This window comes from Cytobacillus gottheilii, from assembly GCF_900166665.1.
In the GTDB taxonomy this organism is placed as follows: Bacteria; Bacillota; Bacilli; order Bacillales; family Cytobacillaceae; genus Cytobacillus; species Cytobacillus gottheilii_A.
In genome coordinates, this window is the sequence record NZ_LT800494.1 from 4334520 (window position 1) to 4355459 (window position 20940).

Annotated in this window: 20 protein-coding genes, 11 tRNA genes and 1 rRNA gene; 2 read left to right on the forward strand and 30 right to left on the reverse strand. The window is 41.4% G+C overall.

What is annotated here, in order from left to right:
• Positions 1-423 precede the first annotated feature (423 nt).
• The 13 genes from B7E07_RS21190 to B7E07_RS21250 all read right to left on the reverse strand — a co-directional run bounded on the left by B7E07_RS21190 (position 424) and on the right by B7E07_RS21250 (position 3767).
• A 16S ribosomal RNA gene (locus tag B7E07_RS21190) occupies positions 424-1973 on the reverse strand.
• Positions 1974-2077: 104 nt separating this feature from the next.
• Positions 2078-2151, reverse strand: a tRNA-Gly gene (locus B7E07_RS21195).
• 33 nt (positions 2152-2184) lie between these two features.
• Positions 2185-2261: transfer RNA gene (locus B7E07_RS21200), tRNA-Pro, on the reverse strand.
• Positions 2262-2267: 6 nt separating this feature from the next.
• A tRNA-Arg gene (locus tag B7E07_RS21205) sits at positions 2268-2344 on the reverse strand.
• Between the two features lie 64 nt (positions 2345-2408).
• Positions 2409-2495 (reverse strand) — tRNA-Leu (locus B7E07_RS21210).
• Positions 2496-2571: 76 nt separating this feature from the next.
• Positions 2572-2653: transfer RNA gene (locus B7E07_RS21215), tRNA-Leu, on the reverse strand.
• Between the two features lie 15 nt (positions 2654-2668).
• A tRNA-Lys gene (locus B7E07_RS21220) sits at positions 2669-2744 on the reverse strand.
• 10 nt (positions 2745-2754) lie between these two features.
• Positions 2755-2829 (reverse strand) — tRNA-Gln (locus B7E07_RS21225).
• Positions 2830-2838: 9 nt separating this feature from the next.
• Positions 2839-2914, reverse strand: a tRNA-Asp gene (locus B7E07_RS21230).
• A 25-nt stretch (positions 2915-2939) separates the two neighbouring features.
• A tRNA-Glu gene (locus B7E07_RS21235) sits at positions 2940-3011 on the reverse strand.
• 13 nt (positions 3012-3024) lie between these two features.
• Positions 3025-3115: transfer RNA gene (locus tag B7E07_RS21240), tRNA-Ser, on the reverse strand.
• 4 nt (positions 3116-3119) lie between these two features.
• A tRNA-Asn gene (locus tag B7E07_RS21245) sits at positions 3120-3194 on the reverse strand.
• 99 nt (positions 3195-3293) lie between these two features.
• Positions 3294-3767 (reverse strand): SprT family protein, encoded by a 474-nt coding sequence (locus tag B7E07_RS21250; protein ID WP_080848782.1) that lies wholly within the window; start codon positions 3765-3767, stop codon positions 3294-3296.
• 99 nt (positions 3768-3866) lie between these two features.
• Here B7E07_RS21250 and cmpA point away from each other — a divergent pair, with 99 nt between their 5' ends.
• Positions 3867-3977, forward strand: coding sequence for a cortex morphogenetic protein CmpA (gene cmpA, locus B7E07_RS23425; protein ID WP_139785680.1), 111 nt, complete (start codon positions 3867-3869; stop codon positions 3975-3977).
• A 209-nt stretch (positions 3978-4186) separates the two neighbouring features.
• Here the strand turns inward: cmpA and B7E07_RS21255 are convergent, their stop codons facing one another.
• The 14 genes from B7E07_RS21255 to acpS form a co-directional block, all read right to left on the reverse strand.
• Complete coding sequence (locus tag B7E07_RS21255) at positions 4187-6352, reverse strand: Tex family protein (protein ID WP_080848783.1); 2166 nt, start codon at positions 6350-6352, stop codon at positions 4187-4189.
• 246 nt (positions 6353-6598) lie between these two features.
• On the reverse strand, positions 6599-7195 hold the full coding sequence (locus B7E07_RS21260; protein WP_080848784.1) for a PP2C family serine/threonine-protein phosphatase: 597 nt from the start codon (positions 7193-7195) through the stop codon (positions 6599-6601).
• Positions 7192-7986, reverse strand: a complete 795-nt coding sequence (gene sigB, locus B7E07_RS21265; RefSeq protein ID WP_080848785.1) for an RNA polymerase sigma factor SigB — start codon at positions 7984-7986, stop codon at positions 7192-7194. Before sigB ends, B7E07_RS21260 begins: the two co-directional genes overlap by 4 nt.
• Positions 7964-8437, reverse strand: coding sequence for an anti-sigma B factor RsbW (gene rsbW, locus B7E07_RS21270; protein ID WP_080848786.1), 474 nt, complete (start codon positions 8435-8437; stop codon positions 7964-7966). The genes sigB and rsbW overlap by 23 nt, the downstream gene beginning before the upstream one ends.
• Positions 8434-8766, reverse strand: a complete 333-nt coding sequence (locus B7E07_RS21275; protein WP_080848787.1) for an anti-sigma factor antagonist — start codon at positions 8764-8766, stop codon at positions 8434-8436. Before B7E07_RS21275 ends, rsbW begins: the two co-directional genes overlap by 4 nt.
• Positions 8767-8826: 60 nt before the next feature.
• Positions 8827-9837 (reverse strand): PP2C family protein-serine/threonine phosphatase, encoded by a 1011-nt coding sequence (locus B7E07_RS21280; protein WP_080848788.1) that lies wholly within the window; start codon positions 9835-9837, stop codon positions 8827-8829.
• A gap of 11 nt (positions 9838-9848) precedes the next feature.
• Positions 9849-10250 (reverse strand): anti-sigma regulatory factor, encoded by a 402-nt coding sequence (locus tag B7E07_RS21285; protein ID WP_080848789.1) that lies wholly within the window; start codon positions 10248-10250, stop codon positions 9849-9851.
• Positions 10251-10252: 2 nt separating this feature from the next.
• Entirely contained in the window at positions 10253-10618 is a 366-nt protein-coding gene (locus B7E07_RS21290) for an STAS domain-containing protein (protein WP_066450646.1), read from the reverse strand.
• On the reverse strand, positions 10615-11448 hold the full coding sequence (locus B7E07_RS21295; RefSeq protein WP_080848790.1) for an RsbT co-antagonist protein RsbRA: 834 nt from the start codon (positions 11446-11448) through the stop codon (positions 10615-10617). The genes B7E07_RS21290 and B7E07_RS21295 overlap by 4 nt, the downstream gene beginning before the upstream one ends.
• Before the next feature lie 381 nt (positions 11449-11829).
• Positions 11830-12180 (reverse strand): type II toxin-antitoxin system endoribonuclease NdoA, encoded by a 351-nt coding sequence (gene ndoA, locus B7E07_RS21300; protein WP_019156408.1) that lies wholly within the window; start codon positions 12178-12180, stop codon positions 11830-11832.
• Positions 12181-12184: 4 nt separating this feature from the next.
• On the reverse strand, positions 12185-12466 hold the full coding sequence (locus B7E07_RS21305; RefSeq protein ID WP_066451796.1) for a CopG family ribbon-helix-helix protein: 282 nt from the start codon (positions 12464-12466) through the stop codon (positions 12185-12187).
• A 158-nt stretch (positions 12467-12624) separates the two neighbouring features.
• Entirely contained in the window at positions 12625-13806 is a 1182-nt protein-coding gene (alr, locus tag B7E07_RS21310) for an alanine racemase (RefSeq protein WP_257391512.1), read from the reverse strand.
• A 690-nt stretch (positions 13807-14496) separates the two neighbouring features.
• On the reverse strand, positions 14497-15510 hold the full coding sequence (locus B7E07_RS21315; RefSeq protein ID WP_080849325.1) for a LolA family protein: 1014 nt from the start codon (positions 15508-15510) through the stop codon (positions 14497-14499).
• 194 nt (positions 15511-15704) lie between these two features.
• A complete protein-coding gene (gene acpS, locus B7E07_RS21320) occupies positions 15705-16058 on the reverse strand; it encodes a holo-ACP synthase (protein ID WP_080848791.1) in 354 nt (117 codons plus the stop codon).
• Between the two features lie 112 nt (positions 16059-16170).
• On the opposite strand from acpS, the gene B7E07_RS21325 reads away from it, so the two are divergent.
• Positions 16171-16755 (forward strand): rhomboid family intramembrane serine protease, encoded by a 585-nt coding sequence (locus B7E07_RS21325; protein ID WP_080848792.1) that lies wholly within the window; start codon positions 16171-16173, stop codon positions 16753-16755.
• A 61-nt stretch (positions 16756-16816) separates the two neighbouring features.
• Here the strand turns inward: B7E07_RS21325 and B7E07_RS21330 are convergent, their stop codons facing one another.
• The 3 genes from B7E07_RS21330 to B7E07_RS21340 all read right to left on the reverse strand — a co-directional run bounded on the left by B7E07_RS21330 (position 16817) and on the right by B7E07_RS21340 (position 20459).
• Positions 16817-18280 carry a PH domain-containing protein gene (locus tag B7E07_RS21330; protein WP_306807574.1) on the reverse strand — a complete coding sequence of 488 codons (1464 nt, stop codon included), beginning with the start codon at positions 18278-18280 and terminating at the stop codon, positions 16817-16819.
• Complete coding sequence (locus B7E07_RS21335; protein ID WP_080848793.1) at positions 18270-18749, reverse strand: PH domain-containing protein; 480 nt, start codon at positions 18747-18749, stop codon at positions 18270-18272. The genes B7E07_RS21330 and B7E07_RS21335 overlap by 11 nt, the downstream gene beginning before the upstream one ends.
• 231 nt (positions 18750-18980) lie before the next feature.
• A complete protein-coding gene (locus tag B7E07_RS21340; RefSeq protein ID WP_080848794.1) occupies positions 18981-20459 on the reverse strand; it encodes a DEAD/DEAH box helicase in 1479 nt (492 codons plus the stop codon).
• Positions 20460-20940 lie beyond the last annotated feature (481 nt).

Sequence of the window (20940 nt, forward strand, 5' to 3'; positions counted from 1 at the left end):
TGTCACTCTGCTCCTCACGTACGAAGTACGCTCCGGTGCTCGCTCCGTCGCTTCCTTGATCTCCTTGTCGCTCATTACCCTCATGGTTACTGCTCTTACTTCGTTACTAAAGATTAGTTTCTAAATAAGAGAGAAAAAACTAAGATGGCGATTACTTGGTAATCTTCTTCTATATTGCATTATCTAGTTTTCAAGGAACAAGGCCACTGATTTCAATCACATCGTGATTAGCCATCGCAGCTATTCTTCATGCTGCCTTGCGACGAGCTGAGGATTAACTTCCTCGAACTACTGCGGCGCAGGAGCAATGTATTTAAGTTAGTATTCTTTTTCAAAATACTAACCCAGAGAGATTGCTCTCTCAAAACTGAACGAACAAATAAAGACGTCTTTTAATGAAGATAAACTTCATTTCATCCTTAGAAAGGAGGTGATCCAGCCGCACCTTCCGATACGGCTACCTTGTTACGACTTCACCCCAATCATCTGTCCCACCTTAGGCGGCTGGCTCCAAAAGGTTACCCCACCGACTTCGGGTGTTACAAACTCTCGTGGTGTGACGGGCGGTGTGTACAAGGCCCGGGAACGTATTCACCGCGGCATGCTGATCCGCGATTACTAGCGATTCCGGCTTCATGCAGGCGAGTTGCAGCCTGCAATCCGAACTGAGAATGGTTTTATGGGATTGGCTAAACCTCGCGGTCTTGCAGCCCTTTGTACCATCCATTGTAGCACGTGTGTAGCCCAGGTCATAAGGGGCATGATGATTTGACGTCATCCCCACCTTCCTCCGGTTTGTCACCGGCAGTCACCTTAGAGTGCCCAACTGAATGCTGGCAACTAAGATCAAGGGTTGCGCTCGTTGCGGGACTTAACCCAACATCTCACGACACGAGCTGACGACAACCATGCACCACCTGTCACTCTGTCCCCCGAAGGGGAACGTCCTATCTCTAGGAGTGTCAGAGGATGTCAAGACCTGGTAAGGTTCTTCGCGTTGCTTCGAATTAAACCACATGCTCCACCGCTTGTGCGGGCCCCCGTCAATTCCTTTGAGTTTCAGCCTTGCGGCCGTACTCCCCAGGCGGAGTGCTTAATGCGTTTGCTGCAGCACTAAAGGGCGGAAACCCTCTAACACTTAGCACTCATCGTTTACGGCGTGGACTACCAGGGTATCTAATCCTGTTCGCTCCCCACGCTTTCGCGCCTCAGCGTCAGTTACAGACCAGAGAGTCGCCTTCGCCACTGGTGTTCCTCCACATCTCTACGCATTTCACCGCTACACGTGGAATTCCACTCTCCTCTTCTGCACTCAAGTCCCCCAGTTTCCAATGACCCTCCACGGTTGAGCCGTGGGCTTTCACATCAGACTTAAAGGACCGCCTGCGCGCGCTTTACGCCCAATAATTCCGGACAACGCTTGCCACCTACGTATTACCGCGGCTGCTGGCACGTAGTTAGCCGTGGCTTTCTGGTTAGGTACCGTCAAGGTACCGGCAGTTACTCCGGTACTTGTTCTTCCCTAACAACAGAGTTTTACGATCCGAAAACCTTCATCACTCACGCGGCGTTGCTCCGTCAGACTTTCGTCCATTGCGGAAGATTCCCTACTGCTGCCTCCCGTAGGAGTCTGGGCCGTGTCTCAGTCCCAGTGTGGCCGATCACCCTCTCAGGTCGGCTACGCATCGTTGCCTTGGTGAGCCGTTACCTCACCAACTAGCTAATGCGCCGCGGGCCCATCTGTAAGTGATAGCCGAAACCATCTTTCAGCTTAAGGACATGAGTCCAAAAGCATTATCCGGTATTAGCTCCGGTTTCCCGAAGTTATCCCAGTCTTACAGGCAGGTTGCCCACGTGTTACTCACCCGTCCGCCGCTGACTTCAGGGAGCAAGCTCCCATCCGTCCGCTCGACTTGCATGTATTAGGCACGCCGCCAGCGTTCGTCCTGAGCCAGGATCAAACTCTCCAAGAAAGAGTTGATTAGCTCTTGTGTACATAATGTACATTGTTGATTCCGAAGAATCTTTTTTAAACGTTGACGTTTTATTGTTCGTTCAGTTTTCAAAGAGCAATTTTTGGAGCGGGTGAAGGGAATCGAACCCTCATCATCAGCTTGGAAGGCTGAGGTTTTACCACTAAACTACACCCGCATTATAATAATGATATTTTTTAGGAAGACTCGATGGTCGGGAAGACAGGATTCGAACCTGCGACCCCTTGGTCCCAAACCAAGTGCTCTACCAAGCTGAGCTACTCCCCGTATAAATGGCGCGCCCGAAAGGAGTCGAACCCATAACCTTCTGATCCGTAGTCAGACGCTCTATCCAATTGAGCTACGGGCGCACATATTTCTAAAGCAACTTTTATATCTTATCACATCGTATTGTTCTTGTCAACAACTTTTTTTTGGTGCGGCCGAGAGGACTTGAACCTCCACGGGATTAACTCCCACTAGGCCCTCAACCTAGCGCGTCTGCCATTCCGCCACGACCGCTCATTAAGAGCGACAAGATCAATCATAACACAATGTTTTATCCAGCGCAAGCACTTTTTTAAGATTAAAGTAGAAGTGCGGGTGAAGGGAGTCGAACCCCCACGCCTTGCGGCGCCAGATCCTAAGTCTGGTGCGTCTGCCAATTCCGCCACACCCGCATATTAAATTGAAAATGGTGAGCCATGAAGGACTCGAACCTTCGACCCTCTGATTAAAAGTCAGATGCTCTACCGACTGAGCTAATGGCTCAAAAAAATAATGGCTGGGCTAGCAGGATTCGAACCTACGCATGACGGAGTCAAAGTCCGTTGCCTTACCGCTTGGCTATAGCCCATTATTAGAATGGCGGTCCCGACGGGAATCGAACCCGCGATCTCCTGCGTGACAGGCAGGCATGTTAACCGCTACACCACAGGACCATGTGATGCATCCGGTATATTAAAGTGACCCGTACGGGATTCGAACCCGTGTTACCGCCGTGAAAGGGCGGTGTCTTAACCGCTTGACCAACGGGCCAAAAAAAATAAACTGGCGGAGAAGGAGGGATTTGAACCCTCGCGCCGCTTACGCGACCTACACCCTTAGCAGGGGCGCCTCTTCAGCCACTTGAGTACTTCCCCATAATGGCTCCGCAGGCAGGATTCGAACCTGCGACCGTTCGGTTAACAGCCGAATGCTCTACCACTGAGCTACTGCGGAATAACACTAACATCTTATCGACTCTTTACATTATAATGACCGCTATTTTAAAAGTCAAGCATGTTTTCAAGATATTTTCACCTGACTGTTTTCTTAATACTATTGCTCAATTAAAGTAGTTTCCTTAACGAAGCCTAACTTCCCTTTACATTTGCCGCAAACATATTTCCGTGTGTCAATCTTTCGTCTTCTTTCATATAAGTGACCGCAATTCTGACAGCGGTACAAAACTTGCTTTCTGCTTTTGCTAGTATGCACAGGTAAAGTAGAACAAAACCGCGGAGCTCCTACTTTTTTCATCAATGCCCGGAAATCCTGATCTCGATGTTTATAACCTTTGCCTTCTAAATGCAAATGATAATGGCAAAGTTCATGTTTGATAATGCCAATTAATTCTTCGACACCGAATTGTTCTAGATACTTTTTATTTAATTCAATTCGATGATCCTTCAGCATATACCTTCCGCCTGTTGTCCGAAGGCGGTTATTAAAAAAAGCTTTATGCCGAAATGGCTTTTGAAAACTTTCAAGTGATATCGTTTCAACCAGCTTTTGCAATTCTGCTTGTTCCATTTGAAAATCCCCTTTTAAACTTGTAAACATGACAACCTATTATAGCATACATTATAAGACCCCAGAGAACTGCGAATGAAACATATTGGAGGAATCATCATGCCTGTATGGTTTCAAAATCAAATTCAGCGAGCTTTTTATGAAAAAGATCGGTACCAGATAAAGTTATTAAATCAGTGCTGGTACTTTTATCGAAAAAAGTATTTTTAATAGTACCTTGCATTCTTTTGCTATCTCAATTTTACACAGTACTAATAAATCTTAAAATTCATATAAGATAGGTATTCGAAGAGATATTCAAGCTACTAGCTGCGCTTATATCTTTTATCCTTATGTAAGCAAAAACGACAATGCTAATTCATACTATCAGAAAAGAGAGTGATTCTAAGCAAACCTGCCCAGAATCACCCTCTTTTTCATTAAGGCTTAAGCATTGTTAAAGCCACTCTGCCTTTATTTTTATCCACTGAATCAACCCAAACCGTCACAACATCTCCAACAGAAACAACATTGAGCGGATGCTTGACGAACTGTTTGCTGAGCTTTGAGATATGAACAAGCCCATCTTGTTTTACTCCGATATCTACGAACGCCCCAAAATCGACCACATTGCGGACTGTGCCTTGGAGTTCCATTCCTGTTTCCAAATCCTCAAGCTGCAGGACATCCTTTTTTAGTAATGGTTTCGCCAAATCGTCCCTCGGGTCTCTGGCAGGACGTACAAGTGCCTCAATAATATCTTTAAGCGTCGGCACACCAACCCCTAACTCATCAGCCGTTTTTTCTATATCTAATCCCTTTAATTCATCAACAAGTGCCGTTGAACCGAGATCTGCAGTAGAAAAACCTAAACTCTGCAGCAATTTCATTACTTCCGGATACGATTCCGGATGAATACTGGTGCGGTCAAGAGGCTCTGAACCATCTAAGATCCTCAAAAAACCAATCGCCTGCTCATACGTTTTCGCACCAAGACGCGGGATTTTTTTTAGCTGGCTTCGCTGCAGGAACTTCCCTTCTTCTTCTCGTTTTTTAATGATATTGTTTGCCACTGTTTTTGAAAGACCTGCAACATACTGAAGCAATGAAGAAGAGGCTGTATTTACGTTTACACCCACTTGGTTAACGGCTGTCTCAACAACGAATGTTAAAGATTCACTCAATTTCTTTTGTGAAACATCATGCTGATACTGACCTACTCCTACCGATTTCGGATCAATTTTCACCAACTCTGCCAGTGGATCTTGAAGGCGGCGTCCAATGGATACAGCACTTCTTTCTTCTACCTGCAAATTCGGAAATTCTTCCCTCGCAAGATCTGAAGCAGAATAAACACTCGCTCCGGCTTCATTTACAATGAGATAATATATCTCTTCATTTACTTCTTTTAAAATATCGGCAATAAATTGCTCTGTTTCCCTTGAAGCCGTTCCGTTACCAATTGCAACCATTTCTACACGGAATGTCTTTAAGATATCAACGACTTTAGAACTTGCTTCTTTTCTTTTAGAAACAGGCGGATGCGGATAAATGACATCTATTTTTAATACCTTGCCGGTTTCGTCAACCACTGCAAGTTTACATCCTGTCCGATAAGCCGGATCAACCGCCAGGACAACCTTTCCTTTTAGCGGCGGCTGCAGCAGTAACTTGCGAAGATTCTCTGAGAAAATTCGAATTGCCTGCTCTTCTGCTTTCTCTGTTAGCTCCGCACGTATTTCTCTCTCGATGGATGGCTGAATAAATCGTTTATAGCTGTCCTCAACTGCTTCTTTTAGATAAATTGCAGCAGGAGATCGGTCATCAGTTATCCACTTCTTCAATAAATACCCGACAACCACTTCATCATTTGGTTTAATGTTAATTCGCAGCACATCTTCTTTTTCACCACGGTTTAGTGCTAATGTACGATGGGGAACAATCTTGCTGATCGGCTCCCCGTACTCATAGTACATTTCAAACACATTTTTCTCATCGTTTTCCTGATTCTTAAGCTTAGATTCAACTTTTCCGCTTTTTGCCGTTTCCTGTCGGATCCATTTTCTGCTCTCAGCATCGTCCGAAACCCATTCTGCAATAATCTCTTTTGCCCCGGCCAGCACATCTTCAACTGTGTGCAGTTCAAATTCCTCTGACAGAAATTCATTTGCCTTATCTTCAATTTGTACATTCTGCGGCAAATCGGCAAGCCACTTTGCAAATGGCTCTAATCCTTTTTCTTTTGCAATGGTTGCCTTCGTTCTTCTTTTTTGTTTAAACGGGCGATAAAGGTCTTCTACCTCTTGAAGCTTCTCGGCTTTTTGGATCGATTGTGAAAGCTCTTCTGTGAGCTTTCCTTGCTCATCAATTAATCTGATGACCTCTGACTTACGCTGCTGCAGGTTTTGTATGTAATGCCAACGTTCCATAATGTTGCGGATTTGCACCTCATCAAGGGCCCCGGTCATTTCTTTACGGTAACGTGCAATGAAAGGAACTGTATTTCCCTCTTCTAGAAGGGCAATTGTACTGTTGACCTGTTTATTATTTAGTCCTTCTTCTTTTGCAATTTGCTGCAAGATTTCTTGTCGATTTTCCAATTCCATTCCTCCACATTTTGCTTTTAATATTTATTTTAACAAAAGATGAAGTGGATTTCATACATTCCTTCATCGGTATTAAAAGACTCAGCATATGCTTTAAATTCTATTCTCTCAATAGAGAGAGAGAATAGACCAATTGATTAGCCTCTACTCAAACTGCAAGTTTAGTTACACATATACGTTCTTCTAATGAGCAGATGTGTCTATTTCCTCCGTGACTTCCTGAAAATACAAAAAAACCCGCTCCAGTTAGAGCAGGTTGCCAATGATAAAAGTGGCATCATCGTCCATTGTTACACTTTCTTTTTTAATCGTTTCAGCGATATGGCAGAGCGGCACAAATGGTTTAAGTAAATCTTTGACTCCCGTTATATTAATGCCGTCTGAAAATACTAGAAATTTAGAGTTCTCTTCGTATTTAAAACGCTGCGTATTAAAGTTTTGTTTTCTTCCTGACAAATATCCCGTTACTGGCAATGGATACGTAAGCTTCTCTGATTGAGAATATAGAAAAAAGCGGATATTACCTACACAGCTGTATGTAAGTACTTTCTCTGCAAAAGAGAATTTAAAAATAGAAACAGCTGCCCCTCGTTTATGAACAAGAGCCTTATTACACAGATTCATTAATGAATCTATATCCATGTCATGATGTTTCTCTACAATGTCCGTTACAGCTGCAGAGGCTTCATTTGCATATTGTCCGCTCCCTAGCCCATCTGCAAGTACACAAATATAATATTCGTCAGTAGCTATATAAAAATAACTGTCCCCACAATAATCCTTGCCTTTTTTCGCCGTCTGAAACGCCAAGACCTCAACCTTGTCGTTTAACCGATCAATCATGAAAGGCACTCCGAATTATCTGTTTCTGAATGAATTGCTTCTTGAAGCTTTTTAATTGCTCGCCTTTGCAATCTCGATACATGCATTTGTGAAATGCCAAGCTTGTCCCCAGCTTCTTTTTGACTTAAGTTCTCCAAATACGTATATTGAATGATTTGTTTTTCTCGTTCAGATAGAACATGAAGGACTTTTTCAAGAACAAGCATTTGATTAACCTTTTCATATCCATCATCTTCGTTTCCGACAATATCCAGTAATGTAACGGTTCCGCCATCAGAGTCAGCTTCAATAGAATGATCAACTGATAATGCCTGATAGCTTTTCCCCATTTCCATTGCTTCTAATACTTCTTCTTCCGAAACGCCGATATAATCAGCAATTTCATCAACTCTCGGAGAACGCTGCAGCTGTACAGTTAATTCTTCAGCAGTCGTTTTGATTTTCGGGCCAAGCTCCTTAATGCGGCGCGGTACATGTACACTCCAAGTTTTATCTCTTAAAAATCTTTTGATTTCACCAATAATCGTCGGAACCGCAAAAGCTTCAAATGATTTTCCAAAAGATTCATCGTAGCGGCGTATCGCACCAAGCAGACCGATAATACCGACTTGTACGATATCTTCATGGTAAGATCTTCCCTTAGAATACTTTCTGGCAATCGACTCTACTAAATTTTTGTACTGTAATACGAGTGTATTCTGGGCAACTTCATCCTGATATTCTTGATAGGATTTAATTAGCTGATTAATTTCATCTTTTGTTCTGTGATTAGGTTGAGATTGTTTCTGCATCCCTCTCCACCTGCTCTCCCTCTAGGTACTTAGTCATAAAGACCGTCACACCCTCTTTATGATGAATTCGAACTTCATCCATCAATGTTTCAATCAGATATAGGCCCAGTCCCCCTTCACGTAAGAATTCCACTGAATCTGTCTCATGATAAGGGCCGATCCCTTCTCTCGCTTGTTGAAAATCAAAGCTTTTTCCATTATCAGCCACCATAACTTCAAGCTTGTCATTATAGAGGCCAAAACCAATTAGGACTTCACCCTCGTCAGATTGCTTATACGCGTGCTGCACTGCATTGGTGCAGGCTTCACTAGTAGCAATCTTTAAATCTTCTATTTCATCATAAGTAAAGCCTAATCGGCTTGCAATTCCAGACAACGTCAGCCTGATGATCCCAACAAATTCTGGCTTTGCAGGGATTCTCATTTCAATATAATCGAATGGTTCGTTCATTGTACTCCACCTTCAATCTGGCTGTTAATATCAATTATGTCGGCTAAGCCTGTAATTTCAAAAAGTCTTTTAAGCCTTTCTGATAAACCAACGATTTTAAATTCGCCATTATTTGCACGAACGTTCTTAAAAACTCCAACAAAAACACCTAATCCTGTACTGTCCATATAGGAAACATCCGATAAGTTCACAACCATTTGGACGCCTTCCTTTTCAGCGAGGGGAAATAGATTTTCACGAAGCTTCGGTGCCGTATATGCATCAATTTCTCCACTCACTTTTATCTCAACTAGTTTTTCATTTTCCTTTACGTCTATAGAAATATTCATACTAGACCCACCTTTATACATGTCTTCTCCATGTTTTTTATTACCCCGATCTGGGCTGCGTTAAACCTTTCTTTTGAAAATAATTAACGTAAAGTCATCGCGCAGCTGCAAATCCTGCATTTTTTCAAGCTCTTTATAAACGCTGTTAACAATATCCTGCGCATCTAGATGGATGAAAGTTTTAATGAGTTCAAGAAGCGATTCCCTTTCAATAAACCCATCCTCGGTGCGACATTCCGTTACACCGTCAGACATAAGAATGATCATATCTCCAACATCAACTTTTCGCTCATATTGGCTGTACTTCGTCTTCTTTTCAATCCCCAGCAGCAATCCCTTTGCAGGAAGCTCCGTAAACTCAGCGCTTTTGGCATTGTAAAACAAACATGGCTCATGACCAGCTGAAGCATAAGAAAACACGTGGTTTTCCGTATCATATATTCCATAAAACATGGTAATAAACATTGTTAAATCAACATTTTGTTCTACAACGCGATTTAAATTTTCAAGGACATCTTTAGGATTCTTTCTATTTTCAGGCAAACTATCCATCGCATATTTAATCATAGACATACATAATGCAGCAGGAAGACCTTTCCCAATGACATCTGCTATAGCAATACTTACACTATTGTTTTCATCCTGCACGAAATGATGGTAGTCTCCATTCATATGTTTGGCAGGCACACTAATCGCCCCTATATCAAGACAATCAATATCCGGAATGGTTGTACCTAATAACGTTTTCTGTACATTTGCAGCAATCTCCATTTCACTTCTAAGCTCCTGCTGGATATGCTTTAAATTTTGATGCTCCCGAAGCGCAAAGCCATACCCAACCATTACCTCTAAGAGAATATCAAATGAATGAGCAATCTCAGGCTGCATATCTGGAAATAGATCAACGATTAGCTGCTTATGAATACTTATAATTTCCTCAGGCGAAATCATATGTTCAATTGATTTCCGGCTGAATTTTTGACTGCTGTATAATGATTGCTCCGATTGGTCTTTAAGATAATTGACGAGAATATCTCGGTATTTATCCGCAATTATTTCTCGAAAATCCATTTACACTCCCCCTAACGGAGCCATTTGGTTGCTTTTATATCTGTACCTTTTCCAGGTTCTGAGTCAATGACAAATTCATCCATTAACCTCTTTACTCCAGGCAGTCCAGCTCCTAGTCCACCTGAAGTGGAATAACCATCTTCCATTACTTGACGCAAATCACTAATCCCGGGACCGCTGTCCGCTGCCAATATCCGCAACCCTGCTTTTCCCCCGTCAAATATCTTCTCGATGCACACTTGACCTTGGCCGGCATATAAATAAATATTCCGTGCAAGCTCACTAATCGCTGTTGTTATCCTCGCCTGATCGACCGTACCGAAGCCAAGGTCTTTTGCAACATTACGTCCCAGCTGCCTTGCTGCAACGATGTCCCATTCGTTAATGATCTTTACGCAGGATTGGTTTTCCATGGTTACTCCCCCAATTCCTGTTGTAGTTTCTCCAAACCTTTTTCTAGATCTATGGCAGTAAGGACATCATTTAATCCAATACCCAGTTCAATGAGCGTAATAGCTACAGCAGGCTGAATGCCAGTAATAACAACTTTAGCTCCCATCAGTTTGGACATATCTATGACATCGCCAAGGACTTTAGCAATAAAAGAATCTATAAAATCAATGGAGGTTAAATCAATAACAACCCCATTCGCGCTTGTGACATGGATTTTATTCAGTAAATCTTCCTGAAACTGCAGTGCTGTCTTATCATCCAGCTCCCATTGAATGGATACAAGCAGGCAATTATGCAGTTTTAAAATAGGTATTCTCGGACTTCTCACTCTGCTTCCTCCACCTTAACTATTTTTCTTTTTGTTATCTCAAGTGCCGCTTCTACACCTTTTTTTAGCGTATTTTTGGTCGTAATTTGATTTAAGTCAATCCCAAGATTTACGATCGTCTGGGCGATCTCAGGACGGATGCCAACGATCATACACTTTGCACCTACAAGTCTTACTGCATCTGCAGCCTGTATGATATGATGTGCTACCATTGTGTCTACAACAGGCACACCCGTAATATCAATTAACACCACTTCTGAACGGTGCTTAACTGTCCCTTGGAGAAGATTCTCCATAATTTGTTTCGCTCTCTCAGTATCTATCGTTCCAACTAAAGGCATTACCGTTATATTGTCAAATACCGGAATAAGCGGAGCAGATAACTCTTGGAGAGCTATTTTTTGCATTGAAACCGTTCTTTCCCATGTCGAAGAGTACATATTGACCATCTCGTTAACCATTGGGTTCATCCAGCGATCAAATTCAAAAACGGTATCCATTTGATTGTTGTTATTGACTACACCTTCATCCTGCATCTTTTTGAAAACAATTTTCCCAAAAATATTTAAGGCCTTTGTTACGAAGCTGAGCGGCCAGCCAAGACGCACTACTTTTTCCGAAAAATTCGATAGTCTAGAGGTAAATTCCTCCGTCGAGTTTTTTACACTCGCAATAATAACATCTATAAATTCATAGCTGGTTGAATTGAATACTTGATCAGAGACAACTTTTACAACACGTTCGTCGCCATTTTCCTTCAAGGACTCTATCCATTCATTAAAAATCTGGTCTTTGTTTTCTTGAATATAATTTAAGATTACGCTATTCATTATGTCCTCCCTATTTTATCATATAAAGAATATGCACTTTCCCAATACTTGGCATTGTTAAACAAACTCAAAATTTGTAAAAAAACAAACATATATGTAGTTTTTATAGCAAAGTTATTACTTATATTTCGTAAGCAGAAATAAAAAAATGATATTTATGACTTTTTTATATACCCGCTTTACTTATAGGCTAAACCTATTTGGCATAATTTTTTCGTGACGATTTTATTCAAACTGTTTTTGCTCATTCTTCTACTTACATTCTACTGAAATGGTTAAGAAATCTCTAACCATATATTCTTTTCTTCCTATTATAAAACCTTCATTTTTAAATCATTAAAAAAAAAATCGCCCCCTGCTATGGAGCGATCACATTTATAATTAAAATTCGATGAGTCCTAAACTTATTTGCAGGGCTTCATCCACTTTCTCCATCATTTCGTCATCGAGATGGGTAATCTTATCGGTTAAGCGCTGTTTATCAATTGTACGAATCTGTTCCAAGAGGATGACTGAATCCCTTTCAAACCCATAACGCTTCGCATCAATTTCAACGTGAGTAGGCAGCTTTGCTTTTTGGATCTGGGCCGTTATTGCTGCAATAATTACTGTGGGACTAAACCGATTCCCGATGTCGTTTTGGATGACCAATACTGGACGTACGCCGCCTTGTTCGGAACCAACAACTGGGGATAGGTCTGCAAAATAAACGTCACCACGTTTGACAATCAATTTATTAGCCTCCGCTTACAAGACGTTCAACTGTGTGTTCTGCCTCATATTCCGCTTGAAATGCTTCAGATGCAATCGTCAAATTTATTTTTGCCATTTCCATATAGCCGCGTCTCATGGATTCGCGAATCTGTCTTTTTTTCCGTTCACGCAAATACATTTTGGTCGCTTGATAAATGAGTTCACTCCGATTAACGTTTTCCTGCTTTACGAAGCCGTCTAACTCGGTCAAAAGCTGCTGCGGCAGCTCCACCATAATCTCTGTTGTTGTGCTGGACTCAGACACAAACATACACCTCCACCATCGCTACACCATTTTATATCTACCATTTCTAATAGTACCATTATTCCGGGCAGTTGCAAAGACTATTCATCAATTCTACTGTATTATCGGCTAAAAAAATAAGTTTTTATTCAAGAAAAACAAAAAATAACCGACACTCTCTACATTAAAATGTCATTTCTAATTTCTATGATGCTACCTTCCCGCTTATACACTCTTGGTATTCTTCTTGAGATTAAGCAAGTAACTTCATAGTTAATGGTTTCAAGTTTTGCAGCAATTTCATTGACTGAAATCACTTCATTTCCTTGTTTCCCAATTAACGTGACCGTGGTGCCAACTTTCATTCCATACGGTAGCCTCACCATACATTGGTCCATGCAAATCCTGCCTACAATTGGCACTCTAATTCCATTCACGAGCACCTCTTGCCCCTGCAATTTCCGAATCCAGCCATCTGCATAGCCAATTGGCAAAGTGCCGATCCATTCATCCTGCTCTGCTGTGTAAGTTGCTCCGTAACTTACTTTTTCCCCTTTTTGCAGCCTTTTCACGTGTATGATTTTGGTGTGCAGAGAAAATGCTTCTTTTAAAGGATATGGCAGCACCTTTTCCATTTCTATTGAAGGTGTTAACCCATACATGGCAATGCCCAATCTGGCCACATTAAAATGAGCCCGTGCAAATCTTAATCCTGCGGCACTATTACTAGAATGAATAAGTGGCGGCAGATGCTGCATCCACGAGAGCATCTTTTCAAATTGCAGGAGCTGCTTTGTGAAATACTCTGTCTCAAGTTCATCTGCCGTGGCAAAATGCGTGAAAGCTCCTTCAAAAATAAACTCATTATGTTTCAGTAAATGCTCAATCTCTGTCCATTCCTCCCTTGAACGAATGCCAATTCGCCCCATCCCCGTATCAAACTTGACATGCACCCGAAGAGAAGGACAATCAAGCAAAAAGGCTTTTGCTTCTTGCAGCCATTCACTTTGAAAAATGGTAAGAGCAATCTTTTCCTTTGCTGCTAGAGGTGCATACTCTGGTCTGGCTGCACCCATTACAAGAATCGGAGCAGTGATTCCCGATTTTCTAAGAGCAAACGCCTCATCTAACGCTGCGACAGCCAAATACTCAGCACCTGCCTGCAAGGCGGTTCTGGCAACAGCCAAATCGCCATGCCCATAAGCATTTGCCTTAACAACCGCCATAACTTTCGTACCACTTTGAACATGCTCCTTCATTGCCTCTACATTATATGTTATATCATCGAGATTTATTTCTGCCCATGTATCTCTGAAGAAATGATTCATATTCATCTCTGCACCTTCACTTCCTTCATTCATTGCAGTGAAATATTATGTTAAATTATCAGTCTCCTCAGAGTAAAATGTCAAGAAATAATAAGGGGCAACTGCAGCTGGCCATAATACGAACAGGCTGCTCTTTCACTTAAGCACTATCCAATGCAGGAACTTTGCTATTACTCTTCGACACAGCCATTGACATTTATAAGAAAAGGCGATTAGGCAAGCAATATACCATTGTCCAATCATTTTTTATAGTTATAGAAGAGAAAGATAACTTCACAACACTTGGAAAATAAGCGGACAAATTTCCTCTATTTTAGGAAAAGCTGATTTTCCAGCAAAATAAGCGGAGATTTTTTCTCCTTATTTGAGGAAAATGATTAAATTTATCTATATTTTGGGAAGTTAACCGGTATTCCTTCTCCTCCTATTTGTTCCAATCACTCCGCGAAATATACAACACTAAACATATAACAGAGCCTTTTCTTCAATCCGAAACCGATCTGCCACATCCCACCAATCCCCTCATATAACTCGATCTATAGAATAGGTGCAAACAACGGCAAAGCCTTAATATCAAAAATAAAGATGCAGCCCAATTCCCAGCTGAAATGGACTGCATCTTTGTTTGCTACCAGTTTACATAATGAAAAACGGATCTGCCCTGCTTTAAAACAGCCTGTTCACTCCTGACTGCTAAGCTAAAGGTAAGCCTGACATTCTTTCCTATTTGACTACGTCACCCTGAACGGATTGGGCAACAGATAGCATTTCTTCTTCCGTTAGGTCATTGGAAGCAAGCATATATTCAACTCCCTGATATGTCCAGGAGATGGTATTATCTGTCATCGCACCAATTGTAAAGCCTAAATCAACTGGCTCTCCGCTTACTGAAGTCGCTAAGCTGGATGTCTCCATAGCAACTGCTCTTTCTTGAATGAGTGTATATGACTTCTCGCCTTTATAAGATAGAATAATTCGTTTTCCATCCTCCGTGTCAACTTCAGTTTCCTGCATCTCGACACCTGGCAGTTCATATTCAGGATACATCACAGAAAATTCATCCGATTGATTCTCTGCTAAAACAGGTATGTTTCCAAGCTGTGCAGTAGTCATATTCTTCTTCATATCAAAGTCGCCTTTTTCTAATTTTTCATTGAACTTCATTTCTGTGAAATCAACGGTTACAAGTGCATTCCCTTCTGTATCCTTCACTTTAACACTTACAGGAGAGAGATCTGACTTTTTCAATGTAATTTCCTGCGTCGGAAGCATTTGACTGTTTTGATATCTTGTTTTTGTTTCAAAAACATATTGATCTTCTTTAGCTGTAAATTTAGCTTCTTGATCCTCTAAAATATCCTTCACAAGCGACTCATATAAATAAGCCTGGCTGCTGTTTTCTGGCCACTCACTTTGGAACTTAAAGCTTTTATTTAATGCAGGAGTTAAGACAAATACCCCTTCATCATTGCGAAGAATCATTTGGCTTTGTTCTTTTTGCGCATTTACTAGGTTTACTCGATAATAAGTTGGATCTTTATGCCAGACTTCGATGTCATATGTTTGCGGATCTGTACCCATCTGCAGTGTCATCTTCGCTTTAGCCTTATAGCTTTCAGCCTCTTCCACTTTTTTGCTAAGTTCTTTTGTAACATCCTCCTGTGATTTCGTGCCACAGGCTGCTAAAGTCAAAACAATACCTAGACCGGCAAGCAGCAGCAACAACCTCTTCTTCATTCCTTCAACCCCTTTTGTCTCGATTCGGCTTTTCGCCATATGCGTTTCCTTGGCCTTGTCTCTTCTACGCACTACGAATATATGAGACAACCTTAGGAAATATGCTAGGAGGAATGACAAGCTTTTATTTTTTCATAAAAAGAATGACAAATGAACATATCATTAAAAGGAGTTAGCATAAAGCCTTGTTTTCTTTATAAATTTTCAATAATAACTTGTGCAACAGCATACTCTTTACTATGAGAGATCGAAAGGTGGACACCTTTTTGGAGGGGTTTCATTATAGATGGCTTTCCTCTCTCATCTTTCATTATTTCTATATCCTGAAAAGAGAGATCTGTGCCGATCCCTGTCCCCATGGCTTTAGAATAGGCTTCTTTGGCAGCAAATCTTCCTGCAAGAAATTCAACTTGACGTTCACCGTGCAGCTGCTCAAATTGCTGATATTCTGAGACTGTCAGTATTCTCAGCGCGAATTTTTGATGCTTGTCTGCCAGCTTTTGAATTCTATGCAGTTCCACAATATCAATGCCGATTCCTATGATCATATTATTTCCTCCTCATCGAAATATGCAAATTAGGTGCTGAATTACCCGATTAGGGCTATTATGGTACTAAATCAATTAACGGACTCATAATGAATTTTTTAAGGGGGCTATTATGTTTGTCAGAACCGAAAGCTTTAAAGAGTTTATCCGCTACTATCCTGTCATCTCAACTATTATTGCCATTCACATTATACTGTATCTGCTGACGGCATTGCCGTTATTGCCATCCGGCTGGCTGATGGAACGTTTTGCAGGTGTAAACCTTTATATTGTAAACGGCGAGTATTGGCGTCTTTTTACGCCGATTTTTATGCATAGCGGCTTTGGTCATGTCCTTTTTAATAGCTTTTCTCTTGTACTGTTCGGACCAGTATTAGAAAGAATGCTGGGCAAAGGAAAGTTTGTGCTCTTATATTTGGCAGCAGGGCTCGCAGCCAATATTGCCACATTGCTGATTGAGCCTTTAACGTATATACATGTTGGTGCGAGCGGTGCAATTTTTGGCTTATTTGGCTTTTTCGCATCGATTATTGTATTTCGGAAGGACCTTCTCTCAAATGAAAATAAACAGCTGATTATCACCATCACTGTCATTGCCGTTATTATGACGTTTATGCAGTCAAACATTAATATAACGGCTCATTTATTCGGTTTACTTGCAGGATTCCTTATTGGAGCCGCCACTCTAAAAAAATAATAATAGTATAAAAAAAGCGCTTTTTATAGCGCTTTTTTTACTGTTTGCATAAGAACTTAGGTTACGACGAATCTTCAGTCTTTCTTAACCTCTTGTCTGTATATGAGTACCATTCATACATTTGTTGCACATCGCTCTTTTCCAGGTCAGCGACAGTACCGCCGCTCCCGCCAAATCCGGACATCACAGCCCCATCGACTGTAGCGAGATCAGCTCTTATCTGAAAATAACTTTGTTCCATCGAAAGCTTCTGAATACGATTCTTCTTCATGAATACCGTATTTTTCAGCAATCCGCGGTATCGCAAAGTTAATTGCTGCCCATCAATCCCCCATCCTGCATCTTTATATTTTAAATAAGATAGAAGAAGAGAAAACGGCAATAGGAGAAGGGCAAAGTACCCCCATGGCCGTGAAAAAAGAATCGGGAGCACGATTGGTAAAATTGAGGTCAAGAACCCTCGAAATAAGTAACGTAAACAGGATCTGCGGGGTGCCGGTCTTAATAGAGGTTCAAACGAGTAACCCTTTATGTACGGTTTGAGAATGTCTGCAATGCGGCTCTTCTTTGTTATAGGCAGCAGCAGTACACTTGAACTGCTTACATCCTGCAGTGAACCTCCCGCACTTTCCACATATACACTGGCAAATCCAAACGGCTGCCGCAATAAATTTTCCGTTATCTTAACCGCTTGTATCCGGTTAAATGGAATCGTAAATTGCCGTTTCTCCAGCAAACCTCTCGTAATAATTAAATCATTATCTACCTTTTTGACCGTAAAATCAGCATATTTAAGTAGGGAGCCAATCAGTGCAATAAGCCATGCAATAAAAAAAATAATAAAAACAATGATGCTTATAAATAAGATCCCGCTTTTAATAAAACTTTCAAATTGAGCAAAAATCCGTTCATACGGAAGAACTTCATCAAGCTGCAGAAGAAAAGCTACTACTGCGGATATAACAACACCCGCACCCCCGGAAGTGGAAGAAAGAAGCAGCAGCTCCCCAGGTGAAATTTTGTATACGATATCTGCTTTAGGCTCGATCGCCAGCTCCTCATTACCATCCTGCAAAGCTTGACCTTTGGAATGGAGAAGTGCTTGCTGGATCATCGATGCTTCCTGTTTATTAATGGCAGTTAAGATCGCTTCCGCATCTCCTTTGCCACTTGAACCAGCTGTCTCAACCTTCATTTTCACCAAGTTAAAGGGACGCTGAAGAATTCCTTCTGAAAGATCCAAGCTTTGAATCCTTTCAAAAGGGATATACCTTTTTTTGCGCACAAAAACCCCTGACTCAATGCGCAGTTCACCTTCTTCAATTCTATAGGTGAACCGCAGCCATCTCACAATGCCGGATATCAGCAGCAGGAGAATGATAAGCCCAGAAGCAATGAATTGAAAGAATACCCCTTCACCGCCAAATATGATGAGAACAAAGACGGGCAGCAGCAATTCCTTTAGGCTTTGTAAAAAATTTGCTACCGCTGCGACAGGATGAAGTCTTTTAGGTTCAGACATCATCAACCGCCACCCTTGCTAAGTTCGAAATAAAAAACCGCAGCTGCTCTGCTTCATCAACATCAAGAGCAGGAATCTCATGTACAGTCGCTGCTGTTGAAATAGCCACGGTTGCTAATCGGTATTTGCGCAAGATAGGTCCTTGTTGTGTATCCACATGCTGTACACGAATCATCGGGATCAGTGTACTCTTAATGACAAAAACACCATGCTGAATTTCTATCTCATTTTCTCTCACCTCATAGCGCCAGCGTTTCCACCTCAGGCTCGGGATTAACAGAATAAATGTATAAGCATAGGCAGCGAAAAAAATTAATGCTGCTCCAATAATCCAAAACGGCCATTCAAATATAATGGTTAAGGCAATTGCTCCCCAAGACGCGAGAAAAGCAATGACCGAATGGATGGCGCCCGCAATTCGCCATACCTTTAAACCTCTCTTTGAAATCCGTTTTTGCGGCTTTGTAATCATGCGGTACCTCCTGAAAGTCTTATCATTGATACATTTAGTATACATGACATATAAGTTCGTTGTATTCCTTTAGTGGAATTTCTTTAATGTTTATTATTATACTCATAATGGACAGAATGATCACTTATTACTGCCTTAGCTGTAACATCCCCTGCATGGCAGAATACTCGCTGCATTTCAAACTTTTAAAAATCCCCCCAAAAAAAAGAGAGCCTTATGGCTCTCCTCTTTTTAACGATACGTATTTGAATTTGTTTTATTATTACTGTTATTGTAATTAGATCTTTTGCCTGTATGTCCTTGGCGCGGTTTGTATTGTCCATTTGAACGATTTCTTTGTCCGCCATTATAACTTTTGCTGCGGTCATAAGGCTTTCTGTCGCGTTTCGTTGGAAGCGGCTTTTCTTCTGTCAATTTAACAGGAGTTGTGTCCGGTTCCTTCGTCAGCATCTTAAGCATAGCTTGAACAACTGCAACAGCATCCTGATCTGCCAGTAATTCTTCTGCTGTTTGCTTGTAATAAGAAAGATTGTTTTCTTCAATTGTTTGCGCCACTTTTTCAACGACAGCCTTTTGCTGGCCTTCTAATGCTTCATCAAGCGTCGGAGCATCCATACGTTCCATTTTACGTTTGGTTGTGCGCTCAACTACATGCAAATAGGATTTTTCACGCGGGTTGATGAATGTCATTGCGACACCTTCTTTACCCGCACGCCCTGTACGACCTATACGGTGGACATAACTTTCCGGATCTTGCGGAATATCAAAGTTATAAACATGCGTAACACCTGAGATATCCAGTCCGCGTGCAGCTACATCTGTAGCAACTAAAACATCAATGGAACCTTCTTTAAACTTGCGTAAAACCGAAATGCGTTTCGCTTGGCTTAAATCTCCGTGAATTCCTTCAGCCATATATCCTCTTAACGTTAACGCCTCTGCAAGCTCATCAACCCGGCGCTTTGTCCGTCCAAAAACAATCGCAAGCTCTGGTGACTGGATATCAAACAGTCGTGTCAGCACATCAAATTTATTCTTCTCTTGTACTTCAATGTAATATTGATCGATGAGTGATACTGTCATTTCCTTTGCTTTTACACGTACAATTTGCGGTTCTTTCATGAAGCGAGCTGCCATTTTGCGGATCGGCTCTGGCATTGTAGCTGAGAATAGAAGTGTTTGACGTTCTTCTGGAATGCTGGAAAGGATCGCTTCAATATCGTCAATAAAGCCCATATTCAGCATTTCGTCCGCTTCATCAAGGATTGCCGTGTGAACATTGTCTAAACGAATTGTTTTGCGCTTAATATGGTCTAAAATACGGCCAGGTGTTCCAACAATGATATGAGGCTTATTTTTTAAAGCGCGGATCTGTCTATTAATATCTTGACCACCATAAATAGATAGAACTCTTGTGCGTTTACCAAAACCAATTTTATATAGCTCTTCAGATACTTGAATCGCCAGCTCGCGAGTCGGAGCAATAACAATTCCTTGGATGACATTTTTTTCGTAATCAATTTTATCAATCATCGGAATTCCAAATGCTGCCGTTTTCCCGGTACCCGTTTGAGCTTGACCGATTAAATCTTTATTCTCTAAACTAAGCGGAATGGTTTGCGCTTGAATGGGCGTCGCCTCTTCAAATCCCATTCTTTTTAAAGACTTCATTGTAGCCGGGCTTATGCCCAAATCTTGAAACTTTGTCACTATATTCATTCTCCTTCTATCAATTGAAAAATATTTTCTGTGATGCACGCAGGATGAACACTCATTAAAACAGCTGCTCCCATGTGGATGCTGCCGATCACTGAAACCCGCTTGAGGAAGGATGAGAAAACGAAGGTCCTTTCAATTTATGCAGAAAGCACATTTATCAAAGTTGTTATTGTTAAAGAAAACTTGCCGACCGGCAAGCCTCCAATGCGAAGACAAAGGCTTAGTTGCACTTAAACCTTACTCCAAGTTAGCAACTGCGTCGAATTTTCTTCAGCGCTGATAATTTATACTTTCTTAAAGTATTAAAAATCGGATCTTACCGACCTTTTTATCTCCTAACGTATAACAAGAAGACGTTTGTCATCCTAGACCGTTATTCATGAAAAAAGACATTCTCCTAGTGCTGGAGTATGTCCGGGTTTCTGAGAAGTCCTGTGAAAACTATAACTTTAATCTTATCACCGATAATGGT

Excerpts from the sequence above, each read along its gene's own strand:
- B7E07_RS21325 (WP_080848792.1), top strand. The coding sequence starts at position 16,171 with ATGTTTGTCAGAACCGAAAGCTTTAAAGAGTTTATCCGCTACTATCCT.
- rsbW (WP_080848786.1), bottom strand. The coding sequence starts at position 8,437 with ATGAACGAACCATTCGATTATATTGAAATGAGAATCCCTGCAAAGCCA.
- B7E07_RS21285 (WP_080848789.1), bottom strand. The coding sequence starts at position 10,250 with ATGGAAAACCAATCCTGCGTAAAGATCATTAACGAATGGGACATCGTT.
- B7E07_RS21255 (WP_080848783.1), bottom strand. The coding sequence starts at position 6,352 with ATGGAATTGGAAAATCGACAAGAAATCTTGCAGCAAATTGCAAAAGAA.
- B7E07_RS21295 (WP_080848790.1), bottom strand. The coding sequence starts at position 11,448 with ATGAATAGCGTAATCTTAAATTATATTCAAGAAAACAAAGACCAGATT.
- alr (WP_257391512.1), bottom strand. The coding sequence starts at position 13,806 with ATGAATGAAGGAAGTGAAGGTGCAGAGATGAATATGAATCATTTCTTC.
- B7E07_RS21335 (WP_080848793.1), bottom strand. The coding sequence starts at position 18,749 with ATGATTACAAAGCCGCAAAAACGGATTTCAAAGAGAGGTTTAAAGGTA.
- B7E07_RS21260 (WP_080848784.1), bottom strand. The coding sequence starts at position 7,195 with ATGATTGATCGGTTAAACGACAAGGTTGAGGTCTTGGCGTTTCAGACG.
- B7E07_RS21330 (WP_306807574.1), bottom strand. The coding sequence starts at position 18,280 with ATGATGTCTGAACCTAAAAGACTTCATCCTGTCGCAGCGGTAGCAAAT.
- B7E07_RS21250 (WP_080848782.1), bottom strand. The coding sequence starts at position 3,767 with ATGGAACAAGCAGAATTGCAAAAGCTGGTTGAAACGATATCACTTGAA.
- B7E07_RS21275 (WP_080848787.1), bottom strand. The coding sequence starts at position 8,766 with ATGAATATTTCTATAGACGTAAAGGAAAATGAAAAACTAGTTGAGATA.
- B7E07_RS21315 (WP_080849325.1), bottom strand. The coding sequence starts at position 15,510 with ATGAAGAAGAGGTTGTTGCTGCTGCTTGCCGGTCTAGGTATTGTTTTG.
- acpS (WP_080848791.1), bottom strand. The coding sequence starts at position 16,058 with ATGATCATAGGAATCGGCATTGATATTGTGGAACTGCATAGAATTCAA.
- sigB (WP_080848785.1), bottom strand. The coding sequence starts at position 7,986 with ATGCAGAAACAATCTCAACCTAATCACAGAACAAAAGATGAAATTAAT.
- cmpA (WP_139785680.1), top strand. The coding sequence starts at position 3,867 with ATGCCTGTATGGTTTCAAAATCAAATTCAGCGAGCTTTTTATGAAAAA.
- B7E07_RS21280 (WP_080848788.1), bottom strand. The coding sequence starts at position 9,837 with ATGGATTTTCGAGAAATAATTGCGGATAAATACCGAGATATTCTCGTC.